This window comes from Roseibium sp. RKSG952, assembly GCF_009711355.1.
In genome coordinates this window covers 10,843-11,777 of sequence record NZ_SMMF01000931.1, presented here as the reverse complement: position 1 = coordinate 11,777, position 935 = coordinate 10,843, and the positions used below count along the sequence as shown (strand labels likewise).

The 935-nt window shown below is 54.4% G+C and carries 1 protein-coding gene; it reads right to left on the bottom strand.

Annotated features, from left to right (window positions below; all coding sequences use genetic code 11):
• On the bottom strand, positions 1–935 hold a 935-nt coding region (locus tag E1297_RS24555), incomplete at both ends, for a SufD family Fe-S cluster assembly protein (RefSeq protein ID WP_155143199.1).

Below are 935 nucleotides of genomic sequence, written 5' to 3'. Positions count from 1 at the left end.
CGTCGATCGCGCCCGAGGTGGAACCGTGCGAGCAGGCGACATCATCGGCGTAGATCTCGAGTTCAGGCTTGGCCAGGAACTGACTGTCGTCATCCAGAAGCAGCGACTGGCTGATCTGATAACCATCTGTTTTCTGGGCACCTTCTTTCACAAGGATCTTGCCCTGAAACACACCGGTGGCACCGTTGCGCAGAACCTTCTTGAACACCTGCCGGCTTTCGCAGTTCACCGCATCATGGGTGATGAAAACCGTATCGTCGTGATGAAAGTCGCCATCTCCGACGCAAGCGCCTGCGACATGGGCGATCGCATCGTCGCCCGTCAGCTCGACCACTTGTTCGTTGCGTGTCAGCACACCATTCACGGTAAGCGTAAATGATTTATAGACCGACTCTTTGCCCAGTCGCGTAAACATATGTGTTGCAGCACGGCGCTGATGATCGCGGCCCTGCGCTCGCACATGATGCAATGCTCCACCGTCGGCAATATCGATTTCCATGCACTTGTTAAAACGAGATGCCGCTGGACCATTTTCAAGGATCGTGACTTCGGCACCACTTTCCACGCGGACGATATGGTGCAGGATCGCATCCGATGTTTCCGATGCATGACGGTAGATCAGGCTGATCGGCTTCGACGGCTTACCTGTAACATGGATCGCAACACCATCGGTGGCAAAGGCTGTATTCAGCGCTGCCAGCGGGCGCTCGACCGGTGATTGTCCACGAGCTTCCAGTACTCCGTAAAGCTCTTTGGCCCAATGGATGTCCTTGCAGCAAATATCCTCAAGACGATCGATGCTCACGCCTTCCAGCGACAGATCATCTGAGGCCTCGGCATTGAACACACCATCGATGAAAACGATCTTCAACCGGTCAAATCCATCGAACATCATGGGTTCGTCGGATTTGAACAAGGCAGCCGGAGTAGCTTCT